The sequence below is a fragment of the Metapseudomonas phytobenefica genome, assembly GCF_043392685.1.
Lineage (GTDB): Bacteria > Pseudomonadota > Gammaproteobacteria > Pseudomonadales > Pseudomonadaceae > Metapseudomonas.
The window spans coordinates 229,751-245,113 of sequence record NZ_JBHZGM010000004.1; the positions used below are offsets into that span (position 1 = coordinate 229,751).

The 15,363-nt window shown below is 64.9% G+C and carries 12 protein-coding genes; 7 read left to right on the plus strand and 5 right to left on the minus strand.

What is annotated here, in order from left to right; all coding sequences use genetic code 11:
* Positions 1-243: 243 nt before the first annotated feature.
* From ACFW0B_RS05790 to ACFW0B_RS05805, 4 genes are all read left to right on the plus strand, one after another.
* A complete protein-coding gene (locus ACFW0B_RS05790) occupies positions 244-1,635 on the plus strand; it encodes an aspartate aminotransferase family protein (RefSeq protein WP_449146987.1) in 1,392 nt (463 codons plus the stop codon).
* Positions 1,636-1,744: 109 nt separating this feature from the next.
* Positions 1,745-3,112: a glutamine synthetase family protein gene (locus tag ACFW0B_RS05795; protein ID WP_449146988.1), complete on the plus strand. Its 1,368-nt coding sequence runs from the start codon at positions 1,745-1,747 to the stop codon at positions 3,110-3,112.
* Between the two features lie 91 nt (positions 3,113-3,203).
* Positions 3,204-3,998: a substrate-binding periplasmic protein gene (locus ACFW0B_RS05800; protein WP_449146989.1), complete on the plus strand. Its 795-nt coding sequence runs from the start codon at positions 3,204-3,206 to the stop codon at positions 3,996-3,998.
* A gap of 110 nt (positions 3,999-4,108) precedes the next feature.
* On the plus strand, positions 4,109-4,591 hold the full coding sequence (locus ACFW0B_RS05805) for an acyl-CoA thioesterase (protein ID WP_449146990.1): 483 nt from the start codon (positions 4,109-4,111) through the stop codon (positions 4,589-4,591).
* 1,467 nt (positions 4,592-6,058) lie between these two features.
* Here ACFW0B_RS05805 and ACFW0B_RS05810 read toward each other — a convergent pair.
* From ACFW0B_RS05810 to ACFW0B_RS05825, 4 genes are all read right to left on the minus strand, one after another.
* Positions 6,059-7,459: a mannan-binding lectin gene (locus ACFW0B_RS05810; RefSeq protein ID WP_449146991.1), complete on the minus strand. Its 1,401-nt coding sequence runs from the start codon at positions 7,457-7,459 to the stop codon at positions 6,059-6,061.
* A gap of 276 nt (positions 7,460-7,735) precedes the next feature.
* Positions 7,736-8,212 (minus strand): copper chaperone PCu(A)C, encoded by a 477-nt coding sequence (locus ACFW0B_RS05815; protein WP_449146992.1) that lies wholly within the window; start codon positions 8,210-8,212, stop codon positions 7,736-7,738.
* Between the two features lie 101 nt (positions 8,213-8,313).
* Positions 8,314-9,687, minus strand: coding sequence for a PepSY-associated TM helix domain-containing protein (locus tag ACFW0B_RS05820; RefSeq protein WP_449146993.1), 1,374 nt, complete (start codon positions 9,685-9,687; stop codon positions 8,314-8,316).
* 80 nt (positions 9,688-9,767) lie between these two features.
* Positions 9,768-10,151, minus strand: a complete 384-nt coding sequence (locus ACFW0B_RS05825) for a DUF2946 domain-containing protein (protein ID WP_449146994.1) — start codon at positions 10,149-10,151, stop codon at positions 9,768-9,770.
* 265 nt (positions 10,152-10,416) lie between these two features.
* Between ACFW0B_RS05825 and ACFW0B_RS05830 the strand changes: the two genes are divergently transcribed.
* Positions 10,417-10,821 (plus strand): DUF3301 domain-containing protein, encoded by a 405-nt coding sequence (locus ACFW0B_RS05830; RefSeq protein WP_449146995.1) that lies wholly within the window; start codon positions 10,417-10,419, stop codon positions 10,819-10,821.
* A gap of 53 nt (positions 10,822-10,874) precedes the next feature.
* Here ACFW0B_RS05830 and ACFW0B_RS05835 read toward each other — a convergent pair whose 3' ends face one another.
* On the minus strand, positions 10,875-11,750 hold the full coding sequence (locus ACFW0B_RS05835) for an alpha/beta fold hydrolase (RefSeq protein WP_449146996.1): 876 nt from the start codon (positions 11,748-11,750) through the stop codon (positions 10,875-10,877).
* A 111-nt stretch (positions 11,751-11,861) separates the two neighbouring features.
* Between ACFW0B_RS05835 and ACFW0B_RS05840 the strand changes: the two genes are divergently transcribed.
* Complete coding sequence (locus ACFW0B_RS05840) at positions 11,862-13,622, plus strand: sensor histidine kinase (RefSeq protein ID WP_449146997.1); 1,761 nt, start codon at positions 11,862-11,864, stop codon at positions 13,620-13,622.
* Positions 13,619-14,959 carry a sigma-54-dependent transcriptional regulator gene (locus ACFW0B_RS05845; protein WP_449146998.1) on the plus strand — a complete coding sequence of 447 codons (1,341 nt, stop codon included), beginning with the start codon at positions 13,619-13,621 and terminating at the stop codon, positions 14,957-14,959. Before ACFW0B_RS05840 ends, ACFW0B_RS05845 begins: the two co-directional genes overlap by 4 nt.
* Positions 14,960-15,363 lie beyond the last annotated feature (404 nt).

Below are 15,363 nucleotides of genomic sequence, written 5' to 3' on the forward strand. Positions count from 1 at the left end.
GCGCCGGCAGTTGGTTCAGGGTCAGGCTGCAGTTACGCATGATTGGGTCGCCTTCTGTTGCTGGGTTGATCGCTCCGACCACAGATCGGGTACGGACCAGCGGAGGTCTCCCATCTGGTCTATCGTTCGATCCTGTGATCACAAATATGCGTTCAAGTTAATTTTCAGAGGCTTTTTTCGCAAGTCTTGACAGGATTGTGATCACAAAACACGATGTGCAGAAATTCGAACGAGGTGTTCAACATGACTGCCAGTGGGATCAGCCAAGCTGCCGTGGAAACCTTTGCCGCTCGCGAGCGCGCCCGGTTCCTGGAACGCAATCCGAAATCCGTCGCTCTTGCCGAACGCGCGCACAAGTCGCTCTACGCCGGCGTGCCGATGCACTGGATGGCCGACTGGTCCACGCCCTGCCCACTGTTCGTCGAACGCGCCAAGGGCGCCCGCTTCTATGACGTCGACGGCCACGAGTACATCGACTTCTGCCTGGGCGACACCGGCACCATGTTCGGTCACTCGCCGGACCCCATCGCCCGCGCCATTGCCGAGCAGGCCAACAATGGCCTGACCACCATGCTGCCCGGTGAAGATGCCGTGGTCTGCGGCGAGCTGCTGGCCCAGCGCTTCGGCCTGCCCTACTGGCAGGTGACCGCCACCGCCACCGACTCCAACCGTTACGTGCTGCGCTGGGCCCGCGCCATTACCGGGCGCAAGACCCTGCTGGTGTTCGACGGCTGCTACCACGGCACTGTCGACGACGTGATGGTGCGCTACCGCGACGGCAATACCGTGCCGCGCTCCGGCCTGGTGGGCCAGGCCTACGACCTGACCCAGTACAGCCGCTCCATTCCCTTCAACGATGTCGAAGCGCTGGAAGCCGCACTGGCCAAGGGCGACGTCTGCGCCCTGCTGTGCGAGCCGGCGATGACCAACATCGGCATGGTCCTGCCCGATCCGGGCTTCCTGCAGAAGTGCCGCGAGCTGACCCGCAAATACGGCAGCCTGCTGATCATCGACGAAACCCACACCATCTCCACCGACATCGGCGGCTGCACCCGCCTGTGGAACCTCGACCCGGACTTCTTCGTGGTCGGCAAGCCGATCGCCGGCGGCGTGCCCTGCGGCATCTTCGGCTGCAGCGCGGAGATGGCGGAACGCATGCTCGCCGCACGCAAGAAGGCCCAGGAAGACAGCCACGGTCACGGCCACAGCGGCATGGGCACCACCCTCTCGGCCAATGCCCTGGCCATGCACTGCATGCGCGCCAACCTCGAACAGGTGATGACCCAGGCCGCCTACGACCACATGCTGCCGCTGGCCAGGCGGCTGGCCGATGGTTTCCGCAGCCTGATCGCCAAGCACGACCTGAAGTGGTCGGTGACCGAACTGGGCGCGCGCAGCGAATTCCAGTTCTGCCCGGTGTCGCCGCGTACCGGCGCCGAGGCCGAAGCAGCCTTCCACGACGAGCTGCAGATGGCTCTGCATCTCTACCTGATCAACCGCGGCATCCTGATCACGCCGTTCCACAACATGACCCTCTGCTGCCCGGCCACCAGCGCCGACGACGTGGACAGGCTGATCGCCACGCTGGATCAGGCCCTGACCGAGTTGCTGGCCATTCCCGGCGCCCGTGTCTGACCTGGGCATCAATCCGATTCGTAGGATGGGTGGAGCGGAGCGATACCCATCGCCCATATCGATGGGTTACGCCGCTACGCGGCTAACCCATCCTACTCAGGACGCAATCATGCAATTCGCCAACCCCCAGGAAGCCCGCGACTTCCTCGAACAACACCCCGAGGTGCGCAGCATCGAACTGATGCTGATCGACGCCAACGGCATTCCACGCGGCAAGCTGCTGCACCGTGACGAGCTGTTGCCGATCTTCGAGAATGGCCGTCCGCTGCCCAGTTCCATCCTCGCCCTGACCATCCAGGGCGAGGACGTCGAGGCCAGCGGCCTGGTCTGGGAAGTCGCCGACGCCGACTGCTGGACCTACCCGGTGCCCGGCTCGCTGTCGCTGCAGCCCTGGCGCGCCACGCCCACCGGCCAGGTGCAGGTGAGCATGCACCCGACCCAGGGCCTGCCCGCGACCCCCGGCGACCCGCGTCATGTGCTGGCGCGCAGCATCGACCGCCTCAAGGCCGACGGCTACCACCCGGTGATGGCGGTAGAGCTGGAGTTCTACCTGCTGGACAAGCAGCGCGACGCCCACGGCCGTCCGCAGCCGGCGCTGCAGGCCAACGGCGTGCGCCCGCAGGCGCCGCAGGTCTATGGCGTCTACGAGCTGGAACAGCTGCAGCCCTTCCTCGATGACCTCTACGCCGCGTGCGAGACCCAGGGCCTGCCGGTACGCACTGCCATCTCCGAATACGCGCCCGGCCAGCTGGAACTGACCCTGGAACACCGCTTCGACGCGCTCCAGGCAGTGGACGAAGGCATTCGCTACAAGCGCCTGGTCAAGGGCGTCGCCAACAAGCACGGGCTCATCGCCTGCTTCATGGCCAAGCCCTTCGGCGACCTCGCCGGCAGCGGCCTGCACATGCACGTGAGCCTGGCCGACGAGCAGGGCAACAACCTGATGGCCAGCGAAGACCCGCACGGCACACCGCTGCTGCGCCACGCCATCGGCGGCATGATGGCGACGCTCAACGACGCGCTGGCGATCTTCTGCCCCAACGCCAATTCCTACCGTCGCTTCCAGGCCAACAGCTATGCGCCGCTGGCGAAAAGCTGGGGCGTGAACAACCGCACCGTGTCCTTCCGCGTACCGGGTGGCCCGGCCAACAGCCGTCATGTGGAGCACCGCATCTGCGGCGCCGACGCCAACCCCTACCTCGCGGCCGCGGCGATCCTCGCCGGCATCCACAAGGGCATCCGCGAACAGATCGATCCGGGCAAGCCCATCGTCGGCAACGGTTACGAGCAGGCCCGTGAAACCCTGCCCACCGACTGGCTCACCGCCCTGCGCAACCTCGAGCAGTCGACCTGGGCGCGGGATGCCCTGGGCGAGGACTTCCTGAAGATCTTCCTTGCCATCAAGTGGGAAGAATTCCGCCAGTTCGTCAGCGAAGTGGGCGAGCAGGACTGGCGCTGGTACCTGAGCCACGCCTGATGACGGACGCAAGGACCGACCGGCCTGCGCGGAAGTTTCCCCGCGCGGCTGCTAGGCTGATGGTCAATCCCGACCCGTTCAGGCCCGCCCGATGAAGGCTGCGATAGTCGCGCTGCTACTCCTGGCTCTCGGCGTCTGCCAAGCGGAGCCGCTGCGCATCGGCCTGGAAAGCCAGGACTACCTCCCCTATTACCGCGCCCTTCCCGGAAAGCCCGCTGAAGGCTATGCCGTCGCGCTCCTGCAGCGCTTCGCCAGCAGCCAGGGCCTGGTCCTGGAGCTCGAAGCCCTGCCGATCAACCGCCTGCACCGCAACCTGCAGACCACCGACCGGCTGATGCTGGTGTTCCCCGACAACCCCGCCTGGTCGCGCCAGCTCAAGGGCGATGTGCGAATGCACTACAGCCGCCCGGTGATCCGCGTGGTGGACGGCAGCCTGGTGCTGCGCGAACACCTCGGAAGAGGCATCGACGCGGTGCAGCGCCTCGGCACCGTGCGCGGCTTCACCCCGGAAGCCTGGCAGGGCCGCCTGCGCGCTGGCCAGGTGCAGCTGGTGGAAGCCAGCGACATCGCCAGCCTGGTGCGCATGCTGCTGCGCCTGCGCATCGATGCCATCTACGCCAACCCGGAAGTGCTGCATTACTACCTGGAGACCAGTACCAACCTGGGTAGCGACCGCCTGCTGCTGGACCCGGAATTGCCCCTGGCGCAGACTGCCTTCCACGCCAGCAGCCTGAAGCACCCGGAGCTGCTCGAAGCCTTCGACCGCTTCCTGGTCGAGCAGAGCGACGAGCTGGCGCAGCTGCGCCGCGAGCATGGCCTGGCCTGCGGCCCCAGCGACCTGGCAGAAGAACGGCCGGCCTGCCAGCAGCCCGTCCAGACCCCCTGACCGCAGGTAATCCACAGCCGGTCCGGATTTGCGCGACACTGCGACTGTAGCGTCCAGGCGACGACCCGCGTCTATCCCGGACAGCTCCCCCCACAGCGACGAGGCCAGCAATGGAACCCGGAACCGCACAACTGTCGATGACCGTCCTGATGACCCCGGATATGGCCAATTTCTCTGGCAACGTCCACGGTGGCACCCTGCTCAAATACCTCGATGAAGTGGCCTACGCCTGCGCCAGCCGCTACGCCGGCCGCTACGTGGTGACCCTCTCGGTGGATCAGGTGATCTTCCGCGAGCCCATCCACGTGGGCGAACTGGTCACCTTCCTCGCCTCGGTGAACTACACCGGCAACACCTCGATGGAAGTCGGTATCAAGGTGGTCACCGAGAACATCCGCGAGCGTTCGGTGCGCCACACCAACAGCTGCTTCTTCACCATGGTGGCGCTGGATGACGAGCGGCGCCCCGCTGCGGTTCCACAGCTGCAGCCGGTCACGCCCGACGAGAAGCGCCGTTACGCCCAGGCCAAGCAGCGCCGCCTGATCCGCCAGGAACTGGAAAAGCGCTATCAGGAAATGCGCGAGAGCAACTGACCAGGCTGTGTGAAAACTGCTGCGCATCGGTGATGCTGCGTTGAAAGCAGCCTCGTGCGCGAGTCCGATCAAAATGCTCATTTACAACTCGTAAACTGCGCTTTTTCGGCTGCTTTACTCGCTGGCGCTCACCCTCCGGGCCAGCCTACGGCTGTTACTCCCGTTGGTCGTTGCGCCTTGCCTGACCTTCGCTCGCGACGTTTTCACACGGCCTGTGACCCCTGCCTTTCCATCCTGTTCCCCAAAATCAGTGGAAGGGCCTGTGGATAAGGTGTAGACCGAGCTCCAGGCCCCGCGCCACGCGGGCCTTGCCGCGATCTGGCGATTTTCTGAGCGTTTTCAACAACTTGGCTTTTGCATTGCACACAAATACTGTGCAGGATGCTGTTGATAACCTGTTCGGATACCGCTCCACCCCCCGTCAATCCTGGCGTTCCTGCGAATGATCAACTTCTGATCAATCTTGCGGAGCCACGGAACACCTGGTCCAGCAGCGGGCCACATCCCTGCTGTAATGCCCATTGCAGAGCCTTTTCCCCCCATTTTTCGTGGATGCAGCTGTGGATAATTTGTCGATGAATGCCTGGGAAGCAGGCCCGGCGCAGCTTCCAATCGATTGGGCATTTTTCGAGCAAAATCATAGGGATAACTTCTTCGTTGCACACAATATCTGTGCAGCCATCTGTGAATAACTTGTGCGGACAATGCTGCAGGCAGCGGTTTACGGTACATGTAGAGCATTGCTCAGTTTTTACCCAAGCTATTCTTATCGCCCTTCTTCTGTGAATAACGGATCGACACCATTGCCGGATGGGGACCACTGCCTTGGCAATGGATGGTTAGTTCGCGGGTACCAGGCGCCGTTCCAGCCCGGATTCGCCTCCTCTTCAGCGATCTGTTAACAGGTCGGCGAGGCTTTTACCCAAATCCCGTGGATGCTGTTGTGGATAAGCTGTAGTTCGAGCGCCAGATGCCAGGGCAGACGCGGTTTTCCGCGCACTGTTCATTTTTCGTTCTGATTCAGGCACTTGGCCCACATATTCTGTGCAGCCATCTGTGGATAAGCTGTTTGGCCATGGCTGCAGCCCAGCAAGGATGGGGCCTTCGGCTTCATGAACACTATTTGATCAGCCTTGCCGGCGGAAACGGCCAATGTTCAGCCAGACCAGGCCCGATCAGACTCCGCGGGATTAATCCACAAGCGCCAGCAGCGAGATTTTCACGCTTGTGCCCAAATAACGTGGACTGCTCTGTGTATAAGTTGTCCATGGATGGCTACAGCCCAGGCAGCACGCGGCTTGCCGAAGAACGTATATTTTTCGAGCAATATCAATGGGTTATCCAGCCGACTGCACACAGAATCTGTGCAACCGGCTGTGGATAGCCTGTGAGGCACGTGCTGCAGCCTACGGATGGCGGGGCTTTCGCGACTCTGATCAATAAACGATCAGGCTCCCTGGGGGCAACTTATCCCCCGCAGCAACCGCAGACCGACATGCTGCCGGGCTCGGTGGTCTTCCAGTTGCCGTTCCAGCCGCCCTTGTTGCTACACACCTGTGGACAGGTCTGCGCGGCCTGGCCATTGTTCCAGATGGGACCGGCCTGCACGTCCTGCGGCGTGGCGCACTGGCCCTGCATCACATCATCGAAGATGTGGCTCAGACTCGCCCAGGGGATGGTGTTGCTGTTCCCGCTGCCATTGAATTTGTGGCAACCGAAGCAGTTGGAAATGAACGACTGGGTCGGGTCCACGTTCTGGAAAGTGGTTTCCATCACTGAGTTGGCCAGGCGCATGGACCCGCGCTGGTTGGAGAAGATGGAGGATGGCTGGGTGACATCGTTTTCCCAGATGGCGCCGACATTCATGTAGTTCTGCCAGACGGCCATTGGATTGTCGCTGGACAAGGCCGAGAGGAAGCCCTGGATCTGGGTGTTGAGGCTGTCGATGTCGGCGATGTTGTCCGAGGCCTCGTGGTCCGAGACATCGGTGCCGTCGTGGTAGACCCTGCAGATTTCCGACGGCGTGCCGGTGAGGCTGCTGCTAGGTGCCGCCTGGTTGATGTTGCAGCTCGCGGGAGGGTTATCCACAGCGCAGGCGGCGCTGGTGAACGACCAGCCCCCCGCAGGGGCAGTGGCCGGATTGCTGCATTCCGGCACGTTGCTGCGGTGCTCGAAGGTGGCCCAGATGAATTCCGGGTGCAGCGCGGTGGCGATGGCCATGTGAAAGCCGACCATGCCCAGCAGTTCATTACCCGGCACGCCATCCACGTTGGCTTCGATCCAGAAGTAGTTGGGCTTGTCGGCATCGGTGATGATTCGCCATGCGCTCTTCAGCTCCGTGGTTCCGCTCGGATAGTTCAGCGCGCTCTGGATCTGCGGAATGTTGCACAGGTTCTGGCTGAAGCGGATCTCGTAGAAAACCACATTGCCGTTCTGGTCGAAGATGGTGGCGCCATCACCAGCCTGGCCGGTGCGCTCGGGAATCTGGAACGGCGTGTCGGATGCCACGCTCTTCTCCCGGCGCACGAACATCACCTCGGCCTGCTTCGACGGGTCGCAGGAGTTGGTGCCAGTGGCCTGGAGGATCGGGTAGTTGGTGTTGACCTGGAAGTTGCGCAGGGCGGGATCACTCGCCGATGGGCTGACCAGCTGGAAGAACCATTGCCAGGCGAACTGGTAGAAGTCACAGAAATCGGCGTTGCTGCCTTCCGGGATCTCGCTGGGGGGGTTGGGATTGGTGATCCAGTCCTGACTGGCGCTGCACGCGGGGCTCGCCGCCTGCGCCGGGCCCGTTACCAGCAGGGGGCCGGCACAGGCAAGTATCAGGACCAGCAACCAGGCGACACGGAATGTCCTTGTAGCGTTCATCGTCCCTCTCCTTTCTGCTCATCAGGGCATGGGCCGACGGAGCGCTGCGAAACACGCAGCGCCCTGGCCCGCGGGTGGTACATCGCCAGGGAACAGTGAGGGCAGACGATTCAAGCGAGGCCGCGAAATGCGCGGGGCTGGCGTCCTGCCGGCGGGTGCTCCTTGCGATGAAATCAGGCTAGAAGACGCACCCGGCCTCGGCAAACCCCGCTGCCGAGCGGCATTGTGGATAACTTGCGAGGAAAGCGCGGGGCCGGTCGGCCCCGCGCGCGGACGTCAGTGCTGGTGCTCGGTGGCTGCCTCTGCCGCTGGTGGCTGCGTCTGGACGTGAACCTCCACATCCAGGTCGCCGGCCTTCTGGAAGTGCAGGGTCATGGGGAACTTGTCGCCATCGTTCAGCGGCTGCTTCAGGCCGAACATCATCAGGTGGTAGCCGCCCTGCTCGAAGCGCGCTTCGCCGCCGGCGGGAATCTCCACGCCGCTCTCGACCTTCTGCATCTTCATCAGGCCGTCCTTGTGCAGGTGTTCGTGGATTTCGGTCTTGCCGGCGCGGGCGGTGTCGGCGCCCAGCAGCGTGTCCGCCTGCGCTCCCATGTTGTGGATAACCAGGTAGGCGGCGCCATTGGGCGAAACCGCGGGCACAGCCATGGCCCAGGGGTGCTCAATGTGTAGCGGGCCGAAGCTGTAGTCATGGGCGGCCAGGGTGCCGGAAAAGCTCAGCAGGGCCCCCAGGGCCAGCAATTTCTTGCGCATGTCGGAACTCCATTCATTCGATTGACGGGCACCCACCCCCGGCAGGTGCCGATTGCTCTCCATCGCGGACGCAGCCAGTGGGCCACGCCTGCGGAACCGGCCTAGCCGGCCACTACCTTGCCGCTGCCGATGCGTGACAGCACCGCCCAGTCCAGCGCCCAGATCGCCAGCAGGGACAGCCCTACCAGTGGGAAGGCGACGCCGAGGCCGATCATGATCAGCACTGCGGTTCTCCACAACGGCAGATCATGGCGCAGCGGCGGCACGCCGAGGCTGCCCTGCGGGCGACGCTTCCACCACATCACCAGGCCGCTCACGGAACTCAGCAGGATCAGCAGGCAGACTCCGAACATCAACAACTGGTTGGCCAGGCCGAAGAACTTGCCTTCATGCAGCACCACGCCCATTTCCACGCTCCTGGCCACCACGCCGTAGTCCTGCCAGCGGATGTCGGCCAGCACCTTGCCGCTGTACTGGTCCAGGTGCAGGGTGGCGTCGTTGCGCGGGTCATCGGCGAACACGGCGATGCTGTACACCCCGGTCTCGTCGGCCGGCAGGGTGATGCTGTAGCCGGGCACCACGCCGCGCCCGGTGGCGGTATCCACCACCTGCTGCAGGCTGACCTGCCCGCCTGGTGCGGGCATGCCGCTGGCGCCGTGTCCATTGTGCGCGGCATGGGGATCGGAGGCCGGCAGCGGGGTGTTTTCCACCGCCCAGGCCACGGTCTGGTCAGCGGCGGTGTTCAGACTGCGGGCCTGCTGGCCGGACTTGGGCACCTCATTCCACATGGCGGCGGGGAAACGGTTCCACACCTCGGTGAATTTCTCGCCCCAGAAACCGGTCCACGTCATCCCGGTGAGCAGCATGAACAGCAACAACAGCGAGCCCCAGAATCCGGTCACCGCGTGCAGGTCGCGCCAGAACAGCCGCCCGCGAGCGGTCAGGCGCGGCCAGAACACGCCGCGCATGCCCTGGCCCCTTGGCCACCAGAGGTAAAGACCGGACACCACCAGGACGATCGCCCAACCGGCGGCCAGCTCGATCAGCCGATCCCCGACCGTGCCGATAAGCAGGGTGCCGTGCAGCGCGCGGGCGATGGCCTGGAGGTTGTTCTGCGCGTCCTGGGTGCCGAGTACCTGGCCGCTGTAGGGATCGAGGAACAGGTTGGTCTTGCGGCCGTCGAGGCTGACCACGAACTGCGCGCTGTGCTCGGCATCCAGCGGCGGCAGGTATTGGCTGACGGCGGCCTGCGGGTACGCCTGGCGCACCTTGCCCAGTTGCTGGTCGGCGTTGAGCGCCTGGCCTGCCGGGCGGACCCGCATCAGATCGGCGTAGAGCAGATCGTCCAGCTGGGGTTTGAACAGATAGATGCTGCCGGTGACCGCCAGCATGATCATGAACGGGATGACGAACAGCCCGGCATAGAAATGCCAGCGCCACGCCAGGTTGTAAAAGGAGGCAGTGTGCTTCGACATTGTCGTGCTCCCTGGTGAACCAATGGTCCGCACGCACGCGCGCCTGGACAGGGCGTGCGCGGTAAGGAAGGTTGCGTGGATCAGGAAAGCGCGACAGGGGGTGCGCGGGTCAGCGCGCCCGGGAAGATGCTCCGTCCGCCGTGGCCGGCCAGCGGCGCCAGCGCGGCATGCGGACTGATGAGGCCGGCCAGGTCCAGCTCGTGGAGGGGGGCGGGGCTCAGGGCCGGTGAATTGAACAGCAGGGTGCAGTAGCCGCACTTGGCCCAGGACATCTCGTGGTCGGGTATCGCCGGCTGGTGGCCCGCATCGCCATGCTCGGCGGCACAGGCCAGCTCGCCCATCCATTCGGGGACGCCGCCCTGCCCCATGTCCCGCGCCTGGGACAGCAACGGACCGACGAACACCAGCAGCATGGCCAGGAGGCCAAGCCAGGCACCGCGCTGTCGTGCTCTCTTGTCGGTCACGAGAAAGGTTCCATGCCGGTCGATCCGGGGGCGCTTATGCTAGCCATGCGCCTGCCTGGGTTGAAGCCTAGTCGCTGGGACAGAAGGACGCAGGCCGGACGCCCTCGATTTCCAACCGTTCGGCAAACTGCGGGGCAGCGCCAGCATCGGCCTGGCCAGAGCCCATGGTGATCTGCGCCACACAACCGGGAAGAAACCCTGCCGAACTGGCCCTCTGAAACCACCGCGGATGGTTTAAGCTTGGGCCTATGTTTCCGGAGTCATCATGCTGAGCCTTGCTGACGTTTTCCTGCTGATGTTGTTCGCTGCTGGCGCGGCCTGGCTGTGGCGCGGGCACGGCGTGCGCGAACGCGCCCTGGTGCTGGCCAAGCAGCACTGCGCGCGGCTGGATGTGGAACTGCTGGACGGCAACGTCGCCTTCCGCCGCCTGGCGATAGTGCGCGACGGCAAGGGCAATCGCCGCCTGGCGCGCATCTACGACTTCGAGTTCACCGTGACCGGCGAGCAGCGCCTGGCGGGGAGCATCCAGATGTTCGGCAACCACCTGGGCCGCATCGATGTGGAGGCCCACCCCTTCCAGACCGAAGCCCGGCACGACGGCAAGGTTATCCACATGAACGAGTGGCGGCGCAGCCATCCCAAGCCGGATGAACAGCGACGGGCGGATTAGCCGCCCGGCAAGCAACGCCATCTCCACCCCGCTACCAGTCTCGACGGGAAAACTTATCCACGCAGCAGGAACTCGGCCACGCGCTCGGCGCTGGGCTGTGGATATTCCTGCATGAAACAGTGACCGCCTTCCACCACCTGAGCGCTGACATGGCCGTTGAGCGCAGTCAGGCGTGCCACTGACTTGGCCACGAAGGGGTAGCTGTGCTGCCCGTGGAGGATCAGCGTCGGCGTGACGATGCGGCCAAGCGAAGGCCACAGCCGCTTGGGGAAGGAACTGAAGATTTCCGCTTCGCGGCTCGGCCGGCACTTCAGCTCGACGCCGTTATCCACAGCCTTGATGGCGTGATCCAAATAGCCCCGCAAGGCTTCCTCGGTCCACCCCTTGAAGATGCCCCGGCCATGCAGACCCTTCCACGCCGCCTCGCGGTCGGCCCAGTGGTTGCGCCGGGCCCGTGCGCGGCTGGCCATGGTGGTGCGGCGGTGCAGGCCGAGTACCTCGGAGAAGGCCATCACACCGATCATCGCCGGGGTGAAGAGCACCGGGTCGAGCAACACGGCGCGACTGAACAGCTCGGGATGGCGGGCAAGGATCAGGCTGCTCAGTACCCCGCCAAAGCTGTGCCCCACCGCCATCCGCGGCACCTCGCCGAACTGTCCCCGGCCGGCCTCGAAGGCTTCCACCGCCAGCTCGGCGTTACGGTTCCAGCCGAGGAAGCGGGCGCCATGGTCGCTGTCGCCGTGGCCCTGGATGTCACAGAGCCAGAGATCGAAGTCCTCGGCCAGCAGCTCCAGCAGCGGTGTATAGGTGCGGCCACAGAAACCGTTGCCATGAAGAAAGTGCAGGAGCGGCTTGCCAGTGGCCGGCGTGTGCCAGCCGCGCAGGGTGAACCCGGCGGAGGATGAGTGGGACCATGGGATCAATTGCATCGAACGTGCCTCGAAATGACTGCGCGAAGTGTATCCGCAGACTTCCGTCCGCAGCAGTGGGCATGGTCAGCCGTGGTATCGTCGGCGCCTCCGACCCCACGGACGTCACCCTTGATTTCCCGCCAACTGCGCATCACCCTGCTGATTCTGCTGCTGCTCGCCGGCCTGTTCCTGGCGATGCACCTGGCTGGCCGACAAGCCGAGCGCCAGTCCATGCGCGACGAAGGTGAACAGGCCCGCGAGCAACTGACGCTGTATGCCGGCAGTCTGCGCACGCTGATCGACCGCTTCCGCGCCCTGCCCGCCGTGCTGGCGCTGGACCCGGAGCTGCGCAGCACCTTGAACGGCCCTGTGGATAACGCTACGCAGCACATGCTCAACCTCAAGCTGGAGCGGATGAACCGCGCCGCCGGCTCCACCACCCTGGAACTGCTGGACCGCGAGGGCCTGGCGGTGGCCGCGAGCAACTGGCGCCTGCCCACCAGCTTCGTCGGCCACAACTACGGCTTCCGCCCCTACTTCGGCGAGGCTCGGCGCCTGGGCAGCGGCCGCTTCTATGCCGTGGGCGTGACCAGCGGTGTTCCCGGCTACTTCCTCGCCAGCGCCGTGCGCGATGCCCAGGACGCCTTCATCGGTGCCATCGTGGTGAAGCTGGAATTCCCCGAACTGGAGCAGGAATGGGGACAGCGCTCGGACATCATCCTGGTCAGCGACGCCCGTGGCGTGGTGTTCATCGCTAACCAGCCCGGATGGCGCTACCGCGAGTTGCATCCCATCTCCGCCGAAGACCGTGCCGAGATGGCGGCAACCCGGCAGTACGACAAACAACCCCTGGCGCCACTTATCCACAACACCCGGATCGATTTCGGCCATGACAGCCGGCTGGCCCGGGTCGAAGGACCAGCAGGCCCCCGCGACTACCTCTGGGAAAGCCTGCCGCTGCCCAGCGAAGGCTGGACGCTGCATCTGCTGCGCACCCCGCAGGAGGCCGCCGACAGCGCCCGCGCCGCCAGCCTGGCTGCCGGAGGAGCGTGGCTGGCGGTGTTCTTCCTGGTGCTGTTCCTGCACCAGCGCTGGCGCCTGGCACGCATCCGCCAGCGCAGCCGGGAGGAGCTGGAGCAACTGGTGGAACAACGCACCGCCGCCCTGCGCACCGCCCAGGACGGACTGATCCAGGCCGCCAAGCTGGCCGCCCTCGGACAGATGTCCACAGCCCTGGCCCACGAAATCAACCAGCCGCTCACCGCCCTGCAGATGCACCTGGCGAGCCTGCGCCTGATGCTCGACAACGGCCAGCTGGAGCAGGCACGCAAGGCCCTGGGGCGTCATGACGAACTGCTGCAGCGCATGGCCGCGCTCACCGGCCATCTCAAGACCTATGCGCGCAAGACGCCCGGCGGCCTGCGCGAATGCCTGGAACTGGGCAGCGTTGTGGATAAGTCCCTGCAGCTGCTGGCACCCAACCTGCGTGACGCGAAAGTGCGGATCAGCCAGGAGCTGACGGTGCCGGCCTGGGTTTCGGGCGACGCCATTCGCCTGGAGCAGGTACTGGTCAACCTGCTGCGCAACGCCTTGGACGCTGTGGCCGGCAAAGCCGATCCACAATTGTGGATAACCCTGCGTCGGGACGACGACCACTGGCTGCTGGAAGTGGCCGACAACGGCGGCGGCATCGCGGAAGACGACCTGCAACGGGTCTTCGATCCCTTCTTCACCACCAAGCCGGCGGGGGCCGGCCTGGGAATCGGACTGGCGGTGTCCTACGCCATCGTCCATGAACTGGGCGGCACCCTGAGCGCCGCCAACCAGGGCGAGGGCGCTCTGTTCAGCCTGCGCCTGCCTGTGGATAAGACCAGAGAGGAGCAACCATGACAGCCCAGGTGATCTTCGTCGACGACGAAGCGGCCATCCGTGACGCGGTGCGCGAATGGCTGGAACTCTCCGGCTTCGAGGTGCGGGTGGAATCCAGCGCAGAGGATTGCCTGAAGCGCCTCGATGCGGATTTCCCCGGCGTGGTCATCAGTGACCTGCGCATGCCCGGCATGGACGGCATGGCCCTGCTCCAGGCCGTGCAGGCGCTGGACCGCGAGCTGCCGTTCCTGATGGTCACCGGCCACGGCGACGTGCCCCAGGCGGTGGAAGCCATGCGCCTGGGCGCCTATGACTTCATCGAGAAACCCTTCACCGCCGAGCGCCTGCTGGAAAGCCTGCACCGCGCCCTGGAAAAGCGTCGGCTGGTCCAGGAGAACCGTCGCCTGCGGGTCGAGGTACAGCTCAAGGACCAGCTCGACGGCCGTCTGCTGGGCATGTCCAGGCCCATGGTGCAATTGCGCCGGAAGGTGCTGGACCTGGCCGCCACTCCGGTCAACGTCCTGCTGCGCGGCGACACCGGCGCCGGCAAGGAAATGGTCGCACGCTGCCTGCACGACTTCGGTCCCCGCGCCGGCAAGCCCTTCGTGGCGCTGAACTGCGCGGCCATTCCGGAGAACCTCTTCGAGAGCGAACTGTTCGGCCACGAGAGCGGCGCCTTCACCGGCGCCCAGGGCAAGCGCATCGGCAAGATCGAACACGCCCACGGCGGCACCCTGTTTCTCGACGAAATCGAAAGCATGCCGCTGGCGCAGCAGGTGAAGCTGCTGCGAGTGCTGCAGGAGCAGCGCCTGGAACGCCTGGGCTCGAACCAGAGCATCGCTGTGGATATCCGCGTGGTGGCCGCCACCAAGCCGGACCTGCGCGACGAAGTCCGCGCCGGACGCTTCCGCGAAGACCTGCTCTACCGCCTGAACGTGGCGGAACTGCAACTGCCCGCGCTGCGCGAGCGCCGCGAAGACATTCCCTTGCTGTTCGAACACTTTGCCCGCCAGGCCAGCGAACGCCTGGGCCGGCCGCAGCCGGCGCTGACCCCGGCCGAACTGGCCCAGCTCCTGGCCCACGACTGGCCGGGCAACGTGCGTGAGCTGGCCAACGCCGCCGAGCGCCATGTGCTGGGGTTATCCACAGGCCGGGCGGATCGGGCCGAGGGGGAACCCTCCCTGGCCGAACTGATGGAAGCCTATGAGGCGCAATGCCTGCGCCAGGCCCTGGCGCGCTGCCAGGGCGACATCAAGGCGGTGATGGACCTGCTGCGCCTGCCGCGCCGCACCCTCAACGAGAAGATGGTCCGCCACGGCCTGGCGCGCAGCGAGTTCCTGCGTGGCGAGGATGATTGAAGGTCGGCACGGATAGCCCCCTCTCCCTCTGGGAGAGGGTTGAGGCAGCTGGATCTGGCCGGGATTCCCAAGGACAGACCTATGGCCTGCTTTCGCGAATGAGTTCGCCCACAAGGCCGGGAGGCTTTTGCAGGTTGGGTCGGGCGGCGCTCCGCGAGCGAAGCGAAACCCAACCCAGCGGCCTCGCCTTGTAGCGTTGGGCCTCGTTCCTCGGACCAACCTACGGGACTGATCGACATGGAATCTCCCACACCATGCCCTGCCAGCCCTCAACCTGATCATCGGCGGAATCTTGCTTATCACCCTCCTGGCATCGGCAGGATTCCGCGCATGATCGCCACGAAACCTCGCTGAAACCGCTCTATTCCGGGACTTTCCTCCCCTGGCACAGCTTCTGCTATGTG

Excerpts from the sequence above, each read along its gene's own strand:
- ACFW0B_RS05790 (WP_449146987.1), top strand. The coding sequence starts at position 244 with ATGACTGCCAGTGGGATCAGCCAAGCTGCCGTGGAAACCTTTGCCGCT.
- ACFW0B_RS05795 (WP_449146988.1), top strand. The coding sequence starts at position 1,745 with ATGCAATTCGCCAACCCCCAGGAAGCCCGCGACTTCCTCGAACAACAC.
- ACFW0B_RS05800 (WP_449146989.1), top strand. The coding sequence starts at position 3,204 with ATGAAGGCTGCGATAGTCGCGCTGCTACTCCTGGCTCTCGGCGTCTGC.
- ACFW0B_RS05805 (WP_449146990.1), top strand. The coding sequence starts at position 4,109 with ATGGAACCCGGAACCGCACAACTGTCGATGACCGTCCTGATGACCCCG.
- ACFW0B_RS05810 (WP_449146991.1), bottom strand. The coding sequence starts at position 7,459 with ATGAACGCTACAAGGACATTCCGTGTCGCCTGGTTGCTGGTCCTGATA.
- ACFW0B_RS05815 (WP_449146992.1), bottom strand. The coding sequence starts at position 8,212 with ATGCGCAAGAAATTGCTGGCCCTGGGGGCCCTGCTGAGCTTTTCCGGC.
- ACFW0B_RS05820 (WP_449146993.1), bottom strand. The coding sequence starts at position 9,687 with ATGTCGAAGCACACTGCCTCCTTTTACAACCTGGCGTGGCGCTGGCAT.
- ACFW0B_RS05830 (WP_449146995.1), top strand. The coding sequence starts at position 10,417 with ATGCTGAGCCTTGCTGACGTTTTCCTGCTGATGTTGTTCGCTGCTGGC.
- ACFW0B_RS05835 (WP_449146996.1), bottom strand. The coding sequence starts at position 11,750 with ATGCAATTGATCCCATGGTCCCACTCATCCTCCGCCGGGTTCACCCTG.
- ACFW0B_RS05845 (WP_449146998.1), top strand. The coding sequence starts at position 13,619 with ATGACAGCCCAGGTGATCTTCGTCGACGACGAAGCGGCCATCCGTGAC.